The following is a 21,800-nucleotide window of genomic DNA, read 5'->3' as shown; positions in this document are numbered from 1 at the left end:
ACGTTACACCTCAAATTTATAGCCTACACCCCAAACAGTTTGAATGTAGTTTCCACTTTCTCCAAGCTTCAAGCGCATCGTTTTCACATGCGTATCTACCGTTCTTGTACTTCCGGCATAATCATATCCCCATACCTTTTCAAGTAATTGCTCCCGGCTAAATACTTGTCCTGTATGTTGGCAAAGAAAATATAATAAATCAAACTCTTTTACAGTAAGAGAAATCGACTCACCATCCGCCTCTATTCGTCTACTTTTTTCATTGATAAGAATTGGTCCAAATTGAATCTCTTCTTGCTGTTCTTGCTTTGTATATCTTCTTAGCACAGCTTCCATACGGGCAACCAATTCACCAGGACTAAACGGTTTTACAATATAGTCATCTGCTCCCATACGTAAGCCGTTCACCCTATTCCACTCTTCACCTTTTGCCGTTAAAAATATAATCGGCACATCTGACGTTTTTCTAATTTCTTTACAAACTGAAAGTCCATCCATTTCTGGCATCATTATATCTAATACAACGAAATCATAATGATCCGTTTCTAGTTTTTTAAGAGCCTCTTTTCCATTCTCAGCTTCTCCCCACTCATATCCAAAGTTATCCAAATACATTCCAACAAGCTGTCTCATATCACTTTCATCATCTACAACTAGCACTCTATATTTATTCATTGTCCTTCCCTTCCCTCTCTATGAGTTGAAACGGTCCTTTTCCGACTTTAATTGTTTGTTTTATTTTCAAATTCTTCATATCTATAACGCACACTTCATCACTATCATAACTGGCTACATACCCTTCTGCTCCGCTCTCAAAAAATGCAAATGGATTCGACCCTACTTCTACAGAAGCTATTTCTTTATATGTTCTAATATCAAACTTTCTAAGTGTATTCGACCCATGACTGAGTGCATATACGTACTTACTATCCCTCGTTATATTCACAGGCATAAATGGAGCGTGTAAAGAACGCACCATTTCTCCACTCTGTAAAGAATACACTAACACTTTCTCATTTACTTGATTTCCATCACCATGTCCGCCAATCCATATTTCTTTCCCATCAGGACTAATCGTCGCTCCTGTTGATGCTGGCGGAATCATAAAGGATTGAATAACTTCTTTTTTCTTCGTATCAATTGTCGTTAGTTTCGTATCATAAAAGTTTAGTACAGATAACCGATTCTGATACTCTACCATCGTTATAGGCCCTTTTCCTGTTGAAACATTTCCTGTCTCTTTCCCATTTATCGTAAAGAACCTTACCTTTTGAACATTTTGATCAGCAGCAAATAATTGTTTTTTATCTGCTGATACGACCACATTTACAATGCCCTTTCCAGTTTTATATTTTCCCACTTGCCTTCCTTCCGCTAGTGAATATACATACATATATTCTAATTGCTTACCGTATACAAGTATTTCATCGCCATTTGGAAGCAGTGTGATTCCGGCCATTGGCTCATTTAGTTCCCATGTCGTAATTAACTTTTTATCTTTTTTATCAATAAAACTAATGCTGCCTTCTTTTATATTCGTAGTTATAATAACATTTTTATCTTTAGCAATTGGTGTATATGAACTTCCTTGACACCCTACTAGTAGAAATAAAAAACAGAGAAGAAAAACATACTTTCTCAAAAGATTCCCTCCATCTTCGGATGATTTCGTTATAATTGTAAAATAACAAATAAATGTGTGGAAAGTGTGAAATTTCCCTTTCTTACTCAATTTACATATATAATGTACAACAAATAGAATTTGAGGTGTGTCAATTATGCTATTTCCTGATTTAGCGAATAAAATTGTACGAGAAGTACGCAGACTAATTACAGAAAATATTATTATCATTAATATGGAAGGCGTTATTATCGCAAGTACAGATACAGAAAGAATTGGTCAATTTCATGAAGGTGCACTCCGCTGTGCCAAACAAAAGAAAACCGTCATCATTACAAAAGAAGATGAAAGGCGATTGCAAGGTGTAAAGGCTGGGATGAATCTTCCTTTATTATTTCATGATGAAGTAATTGGTGTCATTGGAATTACAGGAGAACCTGAAAATATTTCACGCTACGGAGAAATATTGCGTAAGATGACCGAATTATTAATTCATGAAAACTACTTTTTAGAGCAACTAGAACTTGAGCACCGTTCTTATGAAGCTTTTGTCTTTGATTGGCTTCAAAATACAGAGTGGTCTCCAAGTTTTCTTGATCGCGCCAAAACACTTGGCATTGATTTATATAAGAAAAAACAACTTATTTTGTTTTCTATTGGCAAAAATGACACGATGCTCCAGCGTAAAATATGGCAACACATACGTAATATTTTAACAAAAGAGCATCTATTTGTTCGCTGGGGAAATGATCGTTTTATTTTATTTACAGCGATGAGCTCCAAAGAACAAACTTATCAATTTTTAAAACGGTTAAAACAAGACTGCGAAACTTTATTTTCTATTCCTTTATATATAGGGATTGGACAAACAGTTACCCCAAACAATATGAGCATATGTTACGAACAAGCATTACGCGCTCTTTCTGTATCATTGGAGACGAAAAAAATTGTATTTAATGAAGATTTACGTTTAGAAATGTGTTTACAAGATATTTCTGTCGAAACGCGTGAACAATTTCTAGAGCGTACCATCGAAAACTTATTATCATTTCCTGAGCTTATGCAAACTTTACGCTTATTTATCGATTATAACCAATCTTATAAACAGACGGCTAAACAATTACATATACACATTAACACATTACATTACAGGCTAAAAAAGATTGAAGAACATACAGGACTTGATCCAAAACAATTCAAAGACTTAAACGTTTTGTACTTCGCACTTCTCCTATTAGATAATTATACAAAAAAGAATGATAAAACAGATTAATCTTTAGATGATTATACATAGAAAGAATCCCTCGACTTTTTTATCATTATAATGAAAGCACTGTTACCACGTTGTTTATTATAACTAAACACGTTAACAGTTTGAGGGGGATTTCCAATGTTAGAAAAACAAATTATTCATTCATTCGTATCTATTGTTGGCGAAGATAATGTAGATACATCCAATATGGGGCGTTTAACTTATAGTTATGATGCCACTCCAAACTTCCAAGCAATGCCTGATGCAGTCATTGCTCCTCGTAATACAAATGAAGTAGCTGAAGTGTTAAAAGTATGTAACACTCACAAAATCCCTGTGTATGTGCGCGGGTCTGGAACAAACCTTTGCGCAGGAACATGTCCACTTGAAGGCGGTATCGTCCTTATTTTCCGCCATATGAACAATATTTTAGAAATTGATGAAGAAAACTTAACAATTACTGTACAAGCTGGTGTCATTACACTTGATATTATTAAAGCGGTAGAAGAAAAAGGTTTATTTTATCCACCAGATCCAAGCTCGATGAAAATTTCTACAATCGGCGGTAATATTAATGAAAACTCAGGTGGATTACGCGGTTTGAAATATGGCGTAACACGTGATTATGTAATGGGGCTTGAACTTGTCTTACCAAATGGCGATATTATTCGCACTGGTGGTAAATTAGCAAAAGATGTAGCTGGTTACGATTTAACTCGTTTATTTATCGGTTCTGAAGGAACACTTGGCGTGGTAACAGAAGCTATATTAAAACTTGTTCCTATGCCTGAAACAAAGAAAACAATGCTTGCACTATATGAAGATATTAATGAAGCTGCACGTGCTGTTTCTTCTATTATTGCAAATAAAATCATTCCAGCAACACTGGAGTTTTTAGACCAACCGACAATTGAAGTAGTAGAAGCGTTTGCACAAATCGGTTTACCTACAGATGTAAAAGCAATTTTATTAATCGAACAAGACGGTCCGCCCGAAGTAGTCAATCGAGATATTGAAAAAATGGCTAACGTTTGTCACTCTATGAATGCGGTTGATGTTCGCGTTGCAAAAGGTGAAACAGAAGCAGATGCGCTTCGTACCGCTCGCCGTAGTGCTCTATCAGCGCTCGCACGATTAAAACCTACTACAATATTAGAAGATGCGACTGTACCACGTTCACAAATCGCTCCGATGGTTGAAGCTATTAATGCCATTGCAAAAAAATATAATATTCCTATTTGTACGTTTGGACATGCTGGTGATGGTAATTTACATCCAACTTGTATGACAGACGCTCGTAATGCAGAAGAGATGCACCGAGCTGAGCAAGCTTTTGCTGAAATATTTGCGAAAGCAATTGAACTTGGTGGCACAATTACTGGTGAACATGGTGTTGGTGCAATGAAAGCTCCATATTTAGAAATGAAATTAGGTAAAGAAGGTATTGCAGCTATGCAAGGAATAAAGCAAGCTTTCGATCCAAATAACATTATGAATCCTGGAAAAATGTTCGCGAAAGACACTCGAAAAAGAGTGGTGGTTGAGCGATGACCACATTAAATAAAGAAAATATTCAAAAAGAATTTAAAGAACGATTAAGTGAAGATGAATTACTAAACTGTATGCGATGCGGTTTTTGTTTACCTACTTGTCCTACCTACATTCAATCCGGATATAAAGAGTCACATTCACCGCGCGGACGTATTGCATTAATGAAAGCAGTCGTTGATGGTTTAATCGAACCAGATGAAGATGTTGAAAATACATTAAACGTTTGTCTTGGTTGCCGTGCTTGTGAGCCTGTTTGTCCATCTGGTGTAAATTATGGACATTTATTAGAAGAAGCTCGTGATATTATTAATCAAAATAAAAAATTCTCAGTGCCAGTGAAAGCTGTTCGAAAAGTCGTTTTTGAAGGATTATTCCCCCATCAAAATCGAATGAGAACATTAACTGGACTAATCGGATTTTATCAACGTTCTGGTTTACAAACGCTAACACATAAAACAGGGATTATGAAGTTATTCCCTGAAACCCTTGCAACGATGGATCTCGTTTTACCAAAAGTCCCTAAAATGAAAGCGATGAAAGATCGTCCTTCATTTTTACCTGCAGAAAGTACAAAGAAAAAACAAGTTGCATTCTTTACAGGCTGCTTAATGGATACGATGTTTTTAGAAACAAATAATGCAACGATGAAACTTCTTCAATTAGCTGGTTGTGATATCGTTATTCCGAAAACACAAAGTTGCTGCGGTGCATTGCATGGACATGCTGGTGAAAAGAGTGGAGCAAAAGAATTAGCAAAGCGAAATATAAAAGCATTCGAAAATTTAAACATCGACTATATTATTACGAATGCAGGTGGTTGCGGGGCTTATCTTGTAGACTATGATTATCTTTTAAAGGATGATCCGGATTGGGCTGAACGTGCTAAGCAGTTTGTTTCTAAAATTAAAGATATTACTGCTATACTAGTAGAACTAGACTTCCATAAGCGAACTGACTTACGACTCACGCCGCAGGTTATTACGTATCAAGACTCTTGTCATTTACGCAATGTTATGCGCACATCTTCTGAACCTCGTATGTTACTAGAGGCTATCCAAGGTGCAACATATCGAGAAATGAAAGATGCCGACCGCTGCTGTGGCTCTGCTGGTATTTACAATATTGTTCATTCAGAGTTATCAATGGAATTTCTAGATTACAAAATGGACCGTGTGCATGAAACAGAAGCAGCAACCATTGTTACTGCAAATCCAGGTTGTTTATTACAAATGAAATTGGGCATTGAGCGAGAAGGGCTTTCTCATAAAATGAGAGGAATTCACATTGTGGATTTATTATTAGAAGCAATTGAAACTAACTCGTAATAACTCGTAACATACGTAATAATAGGAAAACGGCTATCTCCTTCGTCTATGTAAAGAGATAGCCGCTTTTTTGTCTGCTACAACATTAAAAATATGTTACTTTATTATAAAAAAGAACAACAGAAACATTACAGTTTTGTAAAAATCAATCCATTATATTCCTCGAAAAATCGTTCAAACCATTGATACAATAGGATTCTTCATTTTCTATTTAGGTAACTTTATCCAAAAATCCCCTCTTAAAACCAAGTATAAAAACACTATAAATTCCTTTTATACTCTATATTTCTCTTATTTTTACCCCCTTCTTCTCTTAGGATAAATTAGGTAATTTTAAAGTCTATGAATTTTTTTCCATCTTTTTTCTCGCAAATTGTATGCTACGATGAATTTGTCAGTCAGACAGGCTGTCAAAAACAAATCGTGTGAAAACAAATTAAAACTTTATATAGGGGGACACACATCATGAAAAAGCGTGTTTTATTATCTGTAGCTGCTGCAACAGCTCTTACTTTAGGAGTATCTTCTCTAGATGCACAAGCTGCAACAGTACAACCATCTAACGTAAAGGTTCAAAATATTCAGTATTCAAAAGTAATGATGAAACAAATGAGCCAACAAGAATTACAAGCATTCTTACAATCTATGGGAGTTGAATCATTAGCACAATGGCAACAAGGAAACTTCCAACCAAACTGCTTCATTCCTGGTCAACAACCTACTGAAAATGTTGTAACTGAGCAACCAACAGCTAAGCCAGAAACTCAAAAGCCAGTTGAGCAAAAACCTGCCGAGCAAAAGCCTGCTGAAGAAGTTCAAAAACCAGAAGCTCAAAAGCCTGCTGAAAACAACAATACTCAAAAACCAGCTGAGCAAAAACCAGCTGAGCAAAAGCCTGCTGAAGAAGCAAAATCTTTAAGCGAGTTTGAACAACGTGTTGTTGAATTAACAAACGCTGAGCGTGCAAAACAAGGCTTACCAGCACTAAAAATCGATACTGAATTAAGCAAAGTAGCACGTATTAAGTCTGAAGATATGCAAAAAAACAACTACTTTGATCATAACAGCCCTACATACGGGTCTCCGTTTGACATGATGAAGAAATTTGGTATTTCTTATACATCTGCAGGTGAAAACATCGCTCAAGGTCAACGTACACCTGAAGAAGTAGTACAAGCTTGGATGAACAGCGCTGGACACCGTGCAAACATCTTAAATAACGGCTTCACTCACATCGGTGTTGGTTATGTAGAAAGCGGCAACTACTGGACACAACAATTTATTACGAAGTAAATAGATTAAAAGAGTCTTCTCATAATGAGAAGACTCTTTTTTAAGTTTCATAGCTTTCTATTATGTATGAATAGAAAATATATAACATAAACAACATAGATCCACAGCTTATTACACTAAGCAATACATAAAATCCCCACTCTAAGTTCAAAAACAATGAAAACAATATGCCACATGCCATCACTTGAAAAATCCGTCTACTCACTAAACAAATTTTTTGTAATTTAATTGGATCTTTTTCTTTTTCTTTGCCTTTTATTTTCTTAAATTCTTTACTCAGCATAAAAAGAAACATACTAATCCCAATCGTTAATCCTGTTTGAAAGGATATCAAATCCCCAAAATTAATAAAGAGGATAAGCGTATGAATAAACAACATAAATAACGTAATTTTCTTTATAAATCCGCCTATAATACCATGCTCTCTTTCATTAAACTTAAATATATTATGTGAAATAATATACAAAAATCCATATGAAAAAATAATAAAACAGGGAATAAATGCTACAACGACTTGTTTACTCATAAACTCGTTTGGCTGACCATTTACATTCCAATGTACTGCCATACGATTTGGTAAATAGGGATAGAGAAATAGAGTAAGTAAAAGACAAGCGAAAAATATTCCCAGTACATACTTATATTTAATCAAGTGATTCTCACCTCTCTTTTCTCTTAACGGCTTCGCTTCTTTTAGAGAAATCCCTGCAAAAATCTACTTTTTTCAAGTTAAAACTTATACTTTACGCATTTTCTTTTTGAAATTCTTTTATTTTATTATTTAACTTTGTAGGAAACGGCACATCAACTTCAATCGCTTCTTTCGTAATTGGATGCAAGAAATTTATCTTCATCGCATGCAATGCCTGACTGGACATATATTTTGTTTGTCCACCATATAATACATCCCCAACTAATGGATTACCATTATGACTCATATGAACACGAATTTGATGTGTTCTACCCGTTTCTAATTGTAACGTTACGAAAGTCGTGTTTTGCTTCTTAAAATACTTTTCTACTTTATAATATGTGATAGCTTGGTCACCTTTTGGAGAAATACGACGCCTTGTAGCATGATGGCGATCCCTTCCGATAGCAGCATCAATCTTTCCTTTTTTCTTCTTTACTTTCCCTTCAACGAGCGCTGCGTACGTTCTTTTAATTTTTCTTTCCATTAATAAGCGATCCATAATTGAACCAGCAATTCTATGCTTAGCAAACACGACACCACCTGTCGTATCTTTATCTAAACGATGAATATGACGCACCTTCGTCTCTAAACCTTGCATTTGAAAATGAAAAGCAACAAGATTTGCAAGCGTCCCGGTTCCACCTTTTTCAGCAGGGTGCGTGTCCATTTGCTCTGGTTTATTTACGATAAGTACGTGATCATCTTCGTATACTACATGTAATTCACCATATTCTGGATCTACACCGTACTCTTCCTCCGCAAACATATGGACTTGTAACTTATCGTTCTCTTTTAAAAGCTCATTCCATCTTCTTTGTTCCCCGTTAACCGTAACACCTTTTTCCATACGAAGCTGATGTAATAGCTTTTTCGGTATTTCCCATTCTACTTTTAATACCGATTCAATACTTATACCATTCCATTTAGCTGGAACGGTAATTTCACACCATTCACCCTTTTTCTTTGTTTCCATACTGTTTATCACCTTATTTCTATTGATTCTCTCATTGTAACGGAAAACACACTTTGATGCACCGTCAAAAATAGAGGACAGTCTTATAATAGACTGCCCCTCAAGCTCTAAGTCTTTTCATTTCTAACAATACTTCTTCAGCTTTTTGTTCATACGATAAATCTTTAAAGAAATCCGCCAACCTTTTATAATCATTGTAAGCATCTAATAAATCGTCCATCTTTTCTATTTTCATCACTTGTTGTTTTTGTTTCATTTTTACTGGATAGCGATAACCTGATACTTCTTGTATTTTGTAATACTCATCCTCTACTTGAACGACCTTTACAAGTTCTTCCTCTTCTGCATCCATCGTATACCCGTCAAATTCTCTAAGTAGTTCATAAATGATATGAGTCCATTCATCTTTTGGATAAAACCCTTTTTCTAACCGATAACCGACAATGCGATACATATGCCCATCGTTCTCGGCAAACTGTACTGTATCATTTAACTTAAACTTAAAATAACGAAACATTGCCTTCACCTACTTATTATGTAATGTTCTTATCACATACTATTTGCAAAATGTAGGCTTTGCTATTCATAAAAAATGCTCATCATATTGATGAGCATTTTTTATGATGCTTTTTCTCTTTTTTTTCGAAATGGTAACCACCAGTTCCAGTCTCCAAATAACTTCATTAAGCTTGGTACGAGCATAAGACGAATAATTGTTGCATCAAGAAATATTGCTAATGCAACGCCAAGACCCATCTGCTTTACTGGTAAAATATCAGTAAATGCGAATGCACCAGTTACAACAATCATTATTAAAGCAGCTGATGTAATAATTCTACTTGTTGAAACGAGCCCTTCTAACGTTGCTTGATCGTTATCTCCTGTTTCTTCATAGAGCTCATGAATACGTGAAATAAGAAATACTTCATAATCCATACTAAGCCCAAATACGAGGCCAAAAATGAAGATTGGTAAGACAAACAGAACCGGACTTGCTTCTAAACCGAAATGACCACCTTCAAATAACCAAACAACAATTCCAATGGTTGCACTTAAACTAAGTATATTCATAACAATTGCCTTAATTGGAATGAGTATAGATCGGAATGCAAATAATAATATAACAAAGGTCGATCCAAATATAACAGACATACCAATTACAACTTTATCTTTAATTTCATCTTCTAATTCTTGTTGAAACGTCGTCATTCCGCCTAGATAATACGTAACATCCGTTTCTTTATAGTTCTTTTTAAAGTCACGTACCCACTGTTTTGCAGTCTCTGTACGTGGTTTTGTTTTCAAAAAGATTTCTATCGTCGTCTTATTCCCTTGCGTGTATGCTTCAAATACAGGAGTTAGTTTCGCTGATTCTGGCGACTGCAACATTCCAACAACTTGATCTGCTTTCATTCCAGTTAACCCGTCGTATAAACTTCTTACTTCATGTACTTTCTTATCATCTTTTAACTTTTGAACGACTTCTTCTATCTTTTGTAGACTTTCTTTTTCTTTCATATCTTTTTTCGTCTCTACAACTAATGTAACATCAGCGTGTGTTTTGACAGTTTCATTAAATGCTCCTTCATACTTTTCATATGCAATCCTTGTATCACTCTTTTCAGGTAAAGCTTCAACACCAGGGAACTGCAAATTAGCTGTACGTAACGGTAATAAGCAAATAACAATAAATGTTGTAACAACAATAATCATTGCAATTGGATGTTTCATCACAAATTGTGCAAATTTACGCCATGCTTTTGCCGGCGTATGTGCTACTTGATTCTTTTTTAATATTCTTTTACCGATTAACGATAATAGTGCTGGAAGAAGTGTGAGTGAGAATAAAATACTCATAATGACAACAATCATTCCGCTAATCGCGACAGATTGAATATAATCTATCTTAAAGAAAAACAAACCGGATAACCCAACAAATACGCATAATCCTGAAAATACAATCGCACGTCCTGCCGTTTGATATGTAATTGCTATCGCTTCTTTTACCGTTCGTTTAGCAACTTCCTCTCGAAAACGGTTCACAAATAATAGCGCAAAATCAATAGATAATGCAAGTCCAATCATCGGTGCAACGTTTAACACGAAAATAGATAGTTCTTTATCAACACCGATGAAATACAATATACCCATCGTACTAATAACACTAAGCGCCCCATTCAAAATCGGTAAAATTGATGCCAAAAGACTACCAAACGAAAATAGTAATACAAGAAACGCAATTGGTAATCCAATCATCTCTGCTACTTTTAAATCATTTTGCGTTCTTTCATTAATCTCTTTATTAATTTTCGGAAACCCTGTAGGTGTTACTTTTAATGCTATATTACTTTCTTTCTCAATCTCATCAGCAAATTGTAATGTCTTTTCCATTCGTTCCTTATTTGTTTTCCCGGAAAATAAAATTGTCGCATAGCCGATGTCATCTTGTAGCATTTCTTTATTTTGGATTGGGTGATGGAAAGATTCATAGTTCTCTTTCTCTTGAACATTCTTTACAATTTCATTTATTCGCTTTTTAAATTCCTCATGCGAAGCATCTTTATTTTTCTCAAAAACGAGCAGCAGCGTATCTTGAGACTTCTTAAAATCTTTATCTAAAATTTCTTTCGTTTTTTGATAGTCGCCTTCCGTTTGGAAACCGTCACCACCTAATACTCCCGGTAGCTTTGGAGCAAAAATCCCAAGTGCGATTGCGAGCAACAGTAACGCTACAATTACTGTATAACGAAACTGATACAAAAAGGCTCCTAACTTCCCCCACTTATCAACTTTATGTACATTTGTCTTCACACATTTTCACCTACTTTACATAATTCAATTGTCACTTATACTGTATCACATCTTGATATAAACAAAAACGTCTGGAAAAACTATAATAATAGTTTTTCCAGACGTTTTTCTATCTCTCTTTATTAAGCCCTAATCTCTCAGTAAGTAAACGATGGTAGTAAATCGCGATAATTAACAAAATACCACCTACGCAGTAACCAGCTAAAATATCAGTTGGGTAATGTACATTTAAAATGACTCTACTTAATCCAATCGATAGAATTACTATACCCATCAAAATCGTTGTGACACATTTCCCAGCTACGCTTTTCAAATTAGCAGCAATGATATAAGTAAGAAATCCAAATGTCATAATCGATAACATTGCATGTCCACTAGGAAAACTATACCCAAGTGCATCTAGCGCTTCATTTAATGACGGACGTTCTCTCTTTACAATCTCTTTTATCCCTTTATTCACAAGATGTGTTATTAAAATTCCCATTGGATATACAATCATCGCAGCATAATAACGCTTCTTCCAAAAAACAAGCAAACTTATAACGAGCGTAGCGACTATCCCAATTGCTGATCCCAATTTTGTAAAGTACGAGAAAAATGTAAGCGAACTTTCCGTTTGTAGCCCTCTTACTAATCCACGGACATATGTATCCATCACTGTAACGCCACCTGCATGTACGCGCCAAGCAACAATACCAAATACAGCAAATAACAAACCGATACACATTACCTCATACTGATGTAACTTCTTCTTCAAACGATTTCCTCCTACTATGAAAAAATGCGATTTCTACTTTAGAAACCGCATTTCCTTGCTTATTTACCTTTTGTTTTTAGCTCTGTCCAGTAACGATCATAGTCTTTTAACTTATCGTCTACATCAACAAGCCATTCTGTACGATCTAACTCTTCTTTCGTTAAGAAAATCATGTGATTATCACGGTATTCTTTACTATGAAGAGGATGAGCTTTTTCATTTGGATTACTGTAACCAATTGACTCGTAGTTTTTCACACTTACTTTTTCATCTAGTAAGTAGTTCATAAATTTCTCAGCAAGCTCTTTATGTTTTGCACCTTTTGGAATTGCTAACGTATCAGCCCAAATTGTGCCGCCTTCTTTTGGTACAACATATTCTACATCTTTATTATCTTTTGCGATAAATGCTGCATCTCCAGACCAAACTGTTCCGATCCAAGCATCTTCTGTAATGAATTTTTGTTTAATGTTATCTGTATCAAATGCTAATAAGTTTGGAAGCAGCTTCTTTAAATCATCTGCTGCTGTCTTTAATTGTGCATCGTCTTTCGTACTGTTTGAGAACCCGTGCTTCTTAAGACCCACTCCTAATACTTCACGAGAATCGTTCAGTAACGTTACATGTCCTTTATATTTCTCATTCCATAAGTCCGCCCAGCTTGTAGGTGCTTCTTTCACATACTTTTTATTGTATGCAATCCCTGTTACACCCCAAGTGTACACTAAAGAATATTTATTCTCTGGATCAAACGCAGGTGTTTTAAAATTAGAAACCATATTTTCGATATTCGGGATATTCTTTTTATCTAACGGCGCTAATAAGTCCATTTTCGCCATTGTTTTAACCATGTAATCCGACGGCTGAATTAAGTCATACTTTGCGCCACCAGCTTGTAATTTCGCAAGCATTTCTTCATTACTTGCGTACTTGTCATAGTTAATTTTCACATTATACTTCTTTTCAAAATCTTTTAGCACTTGCTCATCAAAATTGTCAGCCCAACTATAAATATTTAATTCTTCTTTCTTTTCACCACAACCAGCAAGCACACCCGCAACAAGGCTAAAGCTAATTGCTGCGCCAGCTATTCTTTTCATTAATTTCATCGGTTTATTACCCCCTTGTACTTTCTATATCGTTCGTATTATAAAGGAAGGTGTCCTCCAGAGTTTTCTTCACCATCTGCACCTTTGTTCCGGAAGATTTCAGATAGAACCATTAATCCTACGATAGCAACAATTAAAATTGTAGAAAGAGCATTAATTTCTGGTGATACTCCGCGCTTAACCATACTGTAAATGTATAGTGGCAATGTTGTTGATCCTGGTCCTGATACGAAGAAACTAATTACAAAATCATCAATTGATAATGTGAATGTTAATAATGCTGCCGAAATAACTCCCGGTGCAATTGCTGGGAACGTTACATAACGAAACGTTTGCCAAGGTGTTGCTCCTAGATCATTTGCAGCTTCTTCTAAGTCACGTCCCATACTTGAAAGACGCGCAGCTAAAATAACAACAACAAACGAAATACTAAATGTAATATGTGCAATAATAATCGTTGTTTGTCCAAGTTCCATTCCTAACTGACTGAAAAGAATTAGTAAAGATAACCCCATTAAAATATCAGGAATTAAAATTGGTAAATATACAAGGCCATTAATAGCCCCTTCGAAACGATATTTATAACGATGTAAAGCAATTGCAAAGAATACACCAAGTACCGTTGTCACAATCGTTGTTATAACTGCAATCGTAATACTATTTACAAATGCATCAATAACATCTTGTTTTTGAAATAAATCTGTATACCAATGGAATGTAAAACCTTCCCACTCCGCATTAATGCGAGAGTCGTTGAAAGAATAGACCATTAAAACCATCATTGGAAAATACAAGAATAACAAAATTAACCAAGAATAAGAAACTAAAAACTTCTTCATCTTTGCCTATTCCCCTCCGTTCTCATTATATTTATATACTTTCGTTGCACGATAATATAAGTAAATTAACAGAACAGAGAATAGAACAACGATAATCGATAACGCAGATCCAAACGGCCAGTCACGTGCACCTAAGAATTGATTTTGAATAACGTTTCCGATTAATGCTACTTTCGATCCGCCCATCACGTCTGATACAACAAACATTCCGATAGAAGAAACGAATACTAAAATAGAACCAGTCGCAATTCCTGACATCGTCATCGGCACTGTTATATTCCAAAATGCCTTTATTGGTGTTGCTCCTAAATCATAAGCCGCTTCTAGCTTACGCTTATCCAGCTGCTCAATTGCTGCATACACTGGTAAAATCATAAATGGTAATAAAGAATAGACCATTCCGAGTATTACAGAAGGAGTATTATATAATAAATTTAACGGTTCACTAATAATGCCAAGCTTTAATAACAACGTATTCACAAGACCTTGTGAACGTAAAATAACAATCCATGCGTATGAACGAACAAGAAAGTTAATCCAAAACGGGATCGTTGCCAATAATAAAAGAATAGAGCGGTATTTGCGGTCAACAATTGTAATTGTATACGCAAACGGATAACCAATTAATAAACATATTACTGTTGTAATAACTGCGATCTTAACAGTTTCCCATAACGTTCCTAAGTACAATGGATCAAATACACGGGATATATTCTCCAGCGTAAATTGCATTTCTACTGTCCCGTAAGCTCCGCGCTGCATGAAGGCGAATCCTAATACGAATACGAGCGGGATTAGGAAGAAAATTAACAGCCACGCGACTGTAGGTAGTGCGAGTAATTTCCCTTTTTTCAATTTAAGGTCACCTCGTCCTCTTGCTCCCAGCCTACATATACATTATCTCCAATGCTCCACTGCGCTGCCTCTTCAGCAGTTTGATATGCCATTAGTAATTCTGATGTTTTCTCATCACGTACATAAAGCTTCTCCATATTTCCGACAAACTCAATATCTTCAATATGTCCAAGATGGTATTCTTTTAAAATTGGTTCTTCAACCGAACGTACTTTTACATTTTCAGGGCGAATTGCTACATAGCCTTCCCCGTTCTTCACAATATTATTTTCACCGATGAATGTCGCAACGAACAATGTTTTCGGCTTATTATAAATTTCTTTCGGCGTTCCGATTTGTTCGATATGTCCTTTATTCATAACGACAATACGATCGCTCATGCTCATTGCTTCTTCTTGATCGTGCGTTACGTATATGAACGTAATTCCTAAATTACGTTGTAAGTTTTTCAATTCACGTTGCAAGTCTTTTCGTAACTTAAAGTCAAGCGCTCCAAGTGGCTCATCTAATAGTAATACACGCGGATTATTTACAATCGCTCTTGCAATTGCAACACGCTGCTGTTGTCCACCAGAAAGCTTCGCAGGTTTACGATTACGGAACTCAAGTAACTGCGTTAAACGCATTGCCTCTTCAGCACGCTCTTTCTGCTCTGCTGCTGATACTTTCTGCATTTTCATACCAAAACAAATATTCTTCTCTACTGTCATATGTGGGAATAGTGCGTAATGTTGGAACACTAGGTTCATATGACGCTTATATGGCGGCAAATCGTTAATTCTTTCATCATCTAATAAAAGATTCCCTTTAGTTGGCGTTTCAAATCCTGCGATCATACGAAGTAAAGTCGTTTTCCCGCAGCCACTCGGCCCTAAAATTGTTAAAAACTCTCCCTCTTTAATATCTAAAGAAAGAGGTGGGATAATCACTTGATTTCCAAAATGTTTTTCAACTGCTTCAACTTTAATAATCTTTTTCATTTTCCCGTCCTATCTACCTTAAATTTTAAATTTTTATATTCATGAATAAATATTTATGTTCTATAGACTATTTTTTGTTTCGATCCAAACAAAAATGGTTATTTAACAAGCGTTCGTTTCTATTCTTTATGTAGTATGTTTGATTCATTTTCGCATGATACATAACGTCGAACAGAAAAACCCCTTCCATTGCGAAGGGGCTATTATCATACGGCTACGCCTACTGATAAACACCATCATCATTTTAACAACTTTCGTATGAATTTTAAAGCACTTTTTGTAGAAGAGTAACGAATTTTCATGTCGAATGCTGTAGATTGGGCTAAAATGCTTTTATAATGTGAAAAAGTCCGAAAACTTTCTTTCCCATGATAACCCCCTAATCCACTACTTCCAACACCCCCAAAAGGTAAATATGGCGTGGCAAGATGATAGACAACATCATTAATACAGCCTCCACCATATGAAATATTACTCGTCACTTTCTTTTGTACTTCTTTATCTTCAGAAAATACATATAACGCTAACGGCTTCGGATGTTGCTGGATTTTGCCAATTACATCTTCTATGTTGTCGTACTCTATGATTGGTAAAATCGGACCAAAAATTTCATCTTCCATAACAGTATCTTTCCATGTAATATCCGCTAGTACTGTCGGTTCAATATGTAATGTATCTTTCTTATAGTTTCCACCAATTACGACTTGACCATCTTGTAAAAATCCACATAATCGTTCGAAATGGCGCTCACTTACAATACGCACATAATTTTCATTTTGCAAAGGTTCTTTACTATACTGCTCTATAATTTCATGTCGCAGTGCCTCAATTAGCTTTTCTTTCACGGAAGAATGCACATACATATAATCAGGCGCTACACACGTCTGCCCCGCATTTAAAAACTTACCCCAAACAATTCTTCTTGCTGTCATCTCTATCTTTGCATCTTTATGTACAATACAAGGACTTTTCCCGCCAAGTTCTAAAGTGAGCGGCGTCAACTGCTTCGCTGCTGCTTCCATTACAACTTTTCCAACGCCAACACTACCAGTAAAGAAAATATAATCAAACGGTTCCCTCAGCAAAGATGTACTCTCTTCAACGCCACCTTCTACTACCGCTACAAGCTCTTCTGGGAATAATTCATCTAACATTCTCTTAAGCACTTTTGAAACGCTTGGTGTTAACTCTGACGGCTTTAAAACGATTGTATTTCCAGCTGCCAGTGCTCCTACAAGTGGTGCAATTGCTAATTGAAAAGGATAGTTCCACGGTGCAATAATAAGCGTCACACCATACGGTTCTGGCACTACTTTTCCTTTTGATCCCAAATGAGTAAGTGCTGTTCGAACTCGTTTCGGTTTACTCCACGATGAAATATGTTTCAATTGAAAGGAAATTTCTTTTAATACATATCCAACTTCCGTTGTAAACGACTCGTGAACTGACTTATTTAAATCTAATTTCAATGCCTGAAATATTTCTTCTTCAAAATGCTGAATGCCTTCATAAAGCTTCTTCAAATTATTCTTTCGCATTTCGATGCTTCTCGTATGCCCTTTTAAAAAATATTCCTTTTGCCTACTTACAATAGAGGAAATACTCATTCACTCACCTTCTCCCACTATTTTTATCCAATTCTTTCATTATTTATATAGACTTCATATATAACAAATTTCTATTCTTAAGGTTACATTATATATGACTTTTTCAGCTATATAAAATTCATTGCTCACAAAAAAACTACCGAAAGAAAATCTCTCGGTAGTTTTACAGTATTAACGATATAAACGAACAGCACCTGCAGAATTATCATCAGCTTGTCCTACTACTTCAAACTTCAGACCAAGCTTCGGTAAAATACGTCCTGCATCTGGAATCTGTTGATTAATATACGTTTTAGAATCATCAAACTTCGGTACACCTGCTAAACCATCATACGTATACGTTCCACGCGTTGGAGATACGACTTTCCAAGCTGGCGTTTTATCAAATGAGAACGCCGCATCTGCGATTTGGAATCGTGTACTACTTTCCACTGTCGGTTTACCATTTAAAGTTCCTACAATTGCTTCTGGATGAGAATCAACTACACCTAGGAAACCGTGTCCTGGATGTACACCAACCCAGTTATCTGTATAAGCTGAATCTGCATACCATACGACCATACCAGCGTTATATACTGGACCACGTGCAAATTTTAACGCGTTATCTGAACCAGCATAGTTTCTCCACTCAACATAGTAGTTATGGCTTTTCTTCTCTGTTCCGTTAGAAACAGCAAAACCATCTAATTTGAATTGTGGCGTACCTTCTGCGTCATCAGAGAATACTACTTTATCATCTACTGTTAATGAAGCATTATCAAGTAAGAAACCATTTAATGCTAAACCACCATCAGTAATGTAATCAAATGTTAATTTTACTTTCTTACCTTTGAACTGGCTTAAATCATATGATTTGTCAATCCATTTTCCATTTGTCGAATCTGCATTTCCACTATTTGCTTTCTCACCAAGTCTTTCAATTAACGTTTGTTGACCATCTTCCGTTACAGCGTGTACTTCAAGGAAATCATACTCTGCTTCAATTTCATATAATGATTTGAAGTCAAATTTTGCAGTCGTTGCATTTGTTAAATCGAACAGTGGTGTTTCCATCTTCGTATGAAGATCATCACCTTTTGTGCTGTAGTAATACTGTTTTCCGAATGCCGGTTCAATTGTTTTTATATCTTTGTCTGGTAAGTTAACACGAATCATACCTGGACGGTTAGATTTCGTAACACTTTGGTCTAAATATGTTGCTAGGCCGATACCTTTATTTAATTTCTCGTAATCTACTTCTACGATATTTGCCCAGTTACCACCGATTGTTTTTTGGAAAAACTCTTTATTTTGTGGTGATAAGCTCGTTGGTGTTGTACCTGCAATTTTACCAGCCCAGCTTCCGCCACTCATGATAGACCAAGCTTGAATTGGCTCACCAGCACCGCTATATTGTGTATCATACTCATCTGGTAAACCTAAATCATGACCATATTCATGCGCGAATACACCAACTGCTCCATCTTCTGGTTCAATTGTGTAGTCGAACGCTGCCATCTTTCCACCCCAATATGGAACTTTCGCTTGTGTACCTTCAATTGCGAATGGTTTTGGTCCAACTGTCCAGCGATGTGACCAAATTGCATCATCACCTAATTTACCCCCACCTGCTTCTTGTCCAACACCTGCATGAATAATCATTAAGTGATCAATTAAACCATCCGGTTGATTTTTATTTCCATCACCATTTACATCATATTGATCAAATTGATCAAACTCTGATAGATCAAGACCGCTATCTACAGCTGCTTTTAATGCATCTTTTACTAAATCACGTGGGCCTTTTGGTCCTTTATTATCATGACCGCCGCTAGCAGCATCTGCACCGTAATCAGCAGCTTTACCAGGAACTGTTAACCATTTTGTAACTGTTCCGTCCACTGTGTAACTACCACCAGATTGCTCTTCGTAATATTGTTTAAACGTTTCAATTTTACTTCCATCATCTAATGTAAACGGCTCGTTGCCGAATAACATTTTTTCATAATGTTCTTTATTAAAATCGTTAGAATACATATATCCAGGCTCTTTGTCGATATTATTATGTTTAAAGTCAGCGTACTCTACAAGTAAAACGAGTACTTTATCTTTACGAACTTCACCGTTATAGTCTTTTTGTTTCGCTGGAGAAGTTGGTACTTTACCATTTAGACCGCCTTTAACTGGGCCTGTCGCTGCAGGTGTTCCTGTTGCAGGGTTATCTAATTTTTCTTTCGTGTCTGCTTTCGCATCTTTCACTTTCTTTAAAAAATCAGATGCTTCTTTCGTAAGTTGATCCCCATTTGGTACTTCTTTCCCAGGATTTTCACCCTTTTTGTTCTCTACATACTTTTCGACAGCTTTCTTTGTTTCTTTCTCTGAAGCTGACGAATCAATTACCCCACGTTTTTTTAGCGCATCTGCTAAACGTTCTTCCGGAATTAAGTGATCATCAACTGGGCTCGTAGCCGTTTTATTCGCAGGCGTTTCAGCATATGCAGATTGAGTGCCAGCCCCGAATGAAAGGCCTAATACAGCTGTTAAAGCGATTGATGACAAAACTTTGAACGGTTTCTTGTTCATCCCTTATTTCCTCCCCTAATAAATAATATGTATTACAAATTGAATTTTATTAAAAATTCAATATTTTTTCAATATTTAGTCATATTATGTAATATTTTTAATATATTTGTAAAAATTTCATAGTTAGCATACGAATATATCACAATTCAACAATGTTTTCTGAAAATATTGAAAGTTTTTATCGAACAATTTATAATTTCCATAGAGGGAGTTTAATGGGGATTTTATCTTTGTTTCATCTACACAATATTTGATAATTCACTATATAAAACACAAAATCCAATTGCATTATCATGTATTCTGTAGCAGCAATTATGACCGATAATTAGGGAGGAATTACATTTGTACAAAGATAAGACAGACGCACTGGATCAAGAATGGATTGATTTAATACTTGAAGCTCTAGATGCTGGTATCGCCATGCAAGACATCGAGCAATTTTTCCAACGTATGAAGCCATCCAGTCAGGCTCAATAGGTTTGTTCTTTTTAACGAAGTTTATGTTATAATAATGACATCATAAGACAACTACATATTGATAGAAAGGTGCGCAAATATGATTGGAGAACGTATAAAACGCCTTCGTTTACAAAAAGGGATTTCATTAACTGAACTTGCCGAAAAAGCTGGCGTTGCTAAATCTTACATTAGTTCTATAGAACGAAATTTACAAAAAAACCCTTCCATTCAGTTTCTTGAAAAGATCGCAGCAGTTCTACAAATTCCAGTTGATACTTTACTTCATGATGAAACAACAAAGGAAACTAACCTAGACTCCGAATGGACACAACTCGTTAAAGATGCAATGAACTCTGGTGTCTCCAAAGAACAATTTCGTGAATTTCTTGAATTTACAAAGTGGAAGCAAAATAATAAATAGAAAGAAGTGCTTACAAGTAGCACTTCTTTTTCTTTATAAAAAAAGCGGGGGATACCCGCTTTTTTATTATTTTTCTTCCCCAGCTTCTTGGTTAGCATTGAATGTCCATTCTAAATTCAATGTATCACCTTGGAAGATATTTTGATCTTTTCCATTATCTACAAATTCAAATTGTACCCATAGATAATCCTCTGTACCAGCTGCTAATCCACCCTTTTCTCCCCACTCAGGAGCAAAAATGTCTTTAGCTAAAAGATCTGGATCAACTTTTTGTAAGTCTGCTAAAGTTGTTTCGTATACAGGCTCACTTTGTTTATCCCAGTTCCAAAGGAATTTTACTTTAACGTGCTTACCAAAGTCTTCACCAGCATTATCACCTTTTGCATCTTTAACAGTATACTTTGTTGCTAATTTAACATCTTTAATAGTTAACGAACCGCTGTTTTGTAATAAGAACTCTTTCTTAACAGAATCCCCTGGTTTTAAATCTTTAATATCTACAAGCGTCTTAGGGTTTAATGTAAGGTCTAACGTCCCAGCTGCAAATGTATTGTTTGATACTTCTTTATCGCTAAAGAATGCAAATGTTCCTCCACCAATTAAAGCTAACCCCAATGCTGCTGATGCAACTCCCATACCTAATTTCTTTTTCAGACTCACAATCAATTCCCCCTAGCTTTTTTTTATATTT

The 21,800-nt window shown here is 35.7% G+C and carries 20 protein-coding genes; 6 read left to right on the top strand and 14 right to left on the bottom strand.

Features of this window, described 5'->3' with window-relative positions; all coding sequences use genetic code 11:
* Positions 1-3 precede the first annotated feature (3 nt).
* Entirely contained in the window at positions 4-675 is a 672-nt protein-coding gene (locus tag V6946_RS06945) for a response regulator transcription factor (protein WP_001046397.1), read from the bottom strand.
* Positions 668-1,642, bottom strand: a complete 975-nt coding sequence (locus tag V6946_RS06940; protein WP_001234152.1) for a YncE family protein — start codon at positions 1,640-1,642, stop codon at positions 668-670. Before V6946_RS06940 ends, V6946_RS06945 begins: the two co-directional genes overlap by 8 nt.
* 127 nt (positions 1,643-1,769) lie before the next feature.
* Between V6946_RS06940 and V6946_RS06935 the strand changes: the two genes are divergently transcribed.
* From V6946_RS06935 to V6946_RS06920, 4 genes are all read left to right on the top strand, one after another.
* Positions 1,770-2,894, top strand: coding sequence for a sugar diacid recognition domain-containing protein (locus V6946_RS06935; RefSeq protein ID WP_139849163.1), 1,125 nt, complete (start codon positions 1,770-1,772; stop codon positions 2,892-2,894).
* A 117-nt stretch (positions 2,895-3,011) separates the two neighbouring features.
* Complete coding sequence (gene glcD / locus V6946_RS06930) at positions 3,012-4,424, top strand: glycolate oxidase subunit GlcD (protein ID WP_000890752.1); 1,413 nt, start codon at positions 3,012-3,014, stop codon at positions 4,422-4,424.
* A complete protein-coding gene (locus tag V6946_RS06925) occupies positions 4,421-5,749 on the top strand; it encodes a (Fe-S)-binding protein (protein WP_006917711.1) in 1,329 nt (442 codons plus the stop codon). Before glcD ends, V6946_RS06925 begins: the two co-directional genes overlap by 4 nt.
* A 465-nt stretch (positions 5,750-6,214) precedes the next feature.
* Positions 6,215-7,042, top strand: coding sequence for a CAP domain-containing protein (locus V6946_RS06920; protein ID WP_000747606.1), 828 nt, complete (start codon positions 6,215-6,217; stop codon positions 7,040-7,042).
* A 40-nt stretch (positions 7,043-7,082) separates the two neighbouring features.
* Here V6946_RS06920 and V6946_RS06915 read toward each other — a convergent pair whose 3' ends face one another.
* The 11 genes from V6946_RS06915 to inhA1 form a co-directional block, all read right to left on the bottom strand.
* A complete protein-coding gene (locus V6946_RS06915; RefSeq protein WP_006917704.1) occupies positions 7,083-7,694 on the bottom strand; it encodes a DUF1648 domain-containing protein in 612 nt (203 codons plus the stop codon).
* A 91-nt stretch (positions 7,695-7,785) separates the two neighbouring features.
* A complete protein-coding gene (locus tag V6946_RS06910; RefSeq protein ID WP_000448349.1) occupies positions 7,786-8,709 on the bottom strand; it encodes an RluA family pseudouridine synthase in 924 nt (307 codons plus the stop codon).
* A 100-nt stretch (positions 8,710-8,809) separates the two neighbouring features.
* Positions 8,810-9,226, bottom strand: a complete 417-nt coding sequence (locus tag V6946_RS06905) for a hypothetical protein (RefSeq protein ID WP_000490301.1) — start codon at positions 9,224-9,226, stop codon at positions 8,810-8,812.
* 101 nt (positions 9,227-9,327) lie between these two features.
* On the bottom strand, positions 9,328-11,520 hold the full coding sequence (locus tag V6946_RS06900; protein ID WP_006917699.1) for an MMPL family transporter: 2,193 nt from the start codon (positions 11,518-11,520) through the stop codon (positions 9,328-9,330).
* Positions 11,521-11,629: 109 nt separating this feature from the next.
* Complete coding sequence (locus V6946_RS06895) at positions 11,630-12,277, bottom strand: phosphatase PAP2 family protein (RefSeq protein ID WP_000727792.1); 648 nt, start codon at positions 12,275-12,277, stop codon at positions 11,630-11,632.
* Positions 12,278-12,336: 59 nt separating this feature from the next.
* Positions 12,337-13,386, bottom strand: a complete 1,050-nt coding sequence (gene potD / locus V6946_RS06890; RefSeq protein WP_000772485.1) for a spermidine/putrescine ABC transporter substrate-binding protein PotD — start codon at positions 13,384-13,386, stop codon at positions 12,337-12,339.
* 38 nt (positions 13,387-13,424) lie between these two features.
* Positions 13,425-14,225, bottom strand: coding sequence for a spermidine/putrescine ABC transporter permease PotC (gene potC, locus V6946_RS06885; protein WP_000714192.1), 801 nt, complete (start codon positions 14,223-14,225; stop codon positions 13,425-13,427).
* A gap of 6 nt (positions 14,226-14,231) precedes the next feature.
* The gene (gene potB / locus V6946_RS06880; protein WP_000715500.1) at positions 14,232-15,080 is read right to left on the bottom strand and encodes a spermidine/putrescine ABC transporter permease PotB; all 849 of its coding nucleotides are present in this window, start codon (positions 15,078-15,080) and stop codon (positions 14,232-14,234) included.
* Positions 15,077-16,060, bottom strand: coding sequence for a spermidine/putrescine ABC transporter ATP-binding protein PotA (gene potA, locus V6946_RS06875; RefSeq protein WP_000720333.1), 984 nt, complete (start codon positions 16,058-16,060; stop codon positions 15,077-15,079). Before potA ends, potB begins: the two co-directional genes overlap by 4 nt.
* A 239-nt stretch (positions 16,061-16,299) precedes the next feature.
* On the bottom strand, positions 16,300-17,667 hold the full coding sequence (locus V6946_RS06870) for an aldehyde dehydrogenase (protein WP_006917685.1): 1,368 nt from the start codon (positions 17,665-17,667) through the stop codon (positions 16,300-16,302).
* Between the two features lie 171 nt (positions 17,668-17,838).
* Positions 17,839-20,229 (bottom strand): M6 family metalloprotease immune inhibitor InhA1, encoded by a 2,391-nt coding sequence (inhA1, locus tag V6946_RS06865; RefSeq protein WP_001035937.1) that lies wholly within the window; start codon positions 20,227-20,229, stop codon positions 17,839-17,841.
* A 342-nt stretch (positions 20,230-20,571) separates the two neighbouring features.
* On the opposite strand from inhA1, the gene V6946_RS06860 reads away from it, so the two are divergent.
* Positions 20,572-20,706 carry an anti-repressor SinI family protein gene (locus tag V6946_RS06860; RefSeq protein WP_000276219.1) on the top strand — a complete coding sequence of 45 codons (135 nt, stop codon included), beginning with the start codon at positions 20,572-20,574 and terminating at the stop codon, positions 20,704-20,706.
* A 79-nt stretch (positions 20,707-20,785) separates the two neighbouring features.
* A complete protein-coding gene (locus V6946_RS06855) occupies positions 20,786-21,109 on the top strand; it encodes a helix-turn-helix domain-containing protein (protein WP_000578884.1) in 324 nt (107 codons plus the stop codon).
* Positions 21,110-21,175: 66 nt separating this feature from the next.
* Here V6946_RS06855 and calY read toward each other — a convergent pair whose 3' ends face one another.
* Positions 21,176-21,769 carry a biofilm matrix protein CalY gene (gene calY / locus V6946_RS06850; protein ID WP_000053714.1) on the bottom strand — a complete coding sequence of 198 codons (594 nt, stop codon included), beginning with the start codon at positions 21,767-21,769 and terminating at the stop codon, positions 21,176-21,178.
* Positions 21,770-21,800: the final 31 nt, after the last annotated feature.

This window comes from Bacillus sp. PPSBB_2 (assembly GCF_045291115.1).
Classification (GTDB): domain Bacteria; phylum Bacillota; class Bacilli; order Bacillales; family Bacillaceae_G; genus Bacillus_A; species Bacillus_A cereus.
This window is presented reverse-complemented; position numbering and strand designations above follow the sequence as displayed.

What these genes read in the sequence shown, in the direction of transcription:
- inhA1 (WP_001035937.1), bottom strand. Translation starts at nt 20,229, where the DNA reads ATGAACAAGAAACCGTTCAAAGTTTTGTCATCAATCGCTTTAACAGCT.
- V6946_RS06925 (WP_006917711.1), top strand. Translation starts at nt 4,421, where the DNA reads ATGACCACATTAAATAAAGAAAATATTCAAAAAGAATTTAAAGAACGA.
- V6946_RS06945 (WP_001046397.1), bottom strand. Translation starts at nt 675, where the DNA reads ATGAATAAATATAGAGTGCTAGTTGTAGATGATGAAAGTGATATGAGA.
- V6946_RS06905 (WP_000490301.1), bottom strand. Translation starts at nt 9,226, where the DNA reads ATGTTTCGTTATTTTAAGTTTAAGTTAAATGATACAGTACAGTTTGCC.
- potD (WP_000772485.1), bottom strand. Translation starts at nt 13,386, where the DNA reads ATGAAATTAATGAAAAGAATAGCTGGCGCAGCAATTAGCTTTAGCCTT.
- V6946_RS06870 (WP_006917685.1), bottom strand. Translation starts at nt 17,667, where the DNA reads ATGAGTATTTCCTCTATTGTAAGTAGGCAAAAGGAATATTTTTTAAAA.
- V6946_RS06855 (WP_000578884.1), top strand. Translation starts at nt 20,786, where the DNA reads ATGATTGGAGAACGTATAAAACGCCTTCGTTTACAAAAAGGGATTTCA.
- V6946_RS06910 (WP_000448349.1), bottom strand. Translation starts at nt 8,709, where the DNA reads ATGGAAACAAAGAAAAAGGGTGAATGGTGTGAAATTACCGTTCCAGCT.
- glcD (WP_000890752.1), top strand. Translation starts at nt 3,012, where the DNA reads ATGTTAGAAAAACAAATTATTCATTCATTCGTATCTATTGTTGGCGAA.
- potC (WP_000714192.1), bottom strand. Translation starts at nt 14,225, where the DNA reads ATGAAGAAGTTTTTAGTTTCTTATTCTTGGTTAATTTTGTTATTCTTG.
- V6946_RS06920 (WP_000747606.1), top strand. Translation starts at nt 6,215, where the DNA reads ATGAAAAAGCGTGTTTTATTATCTGTAGCTGCTGCAACAGCTCTTACT.
- potA (WP_000720333.1), bottom strand. Translation starts at nt 16,060, where the DNA reads ATGAAAAAGATTATTAAAGTTGAAGCAGTTGAAAAACATTTTGGAAAT.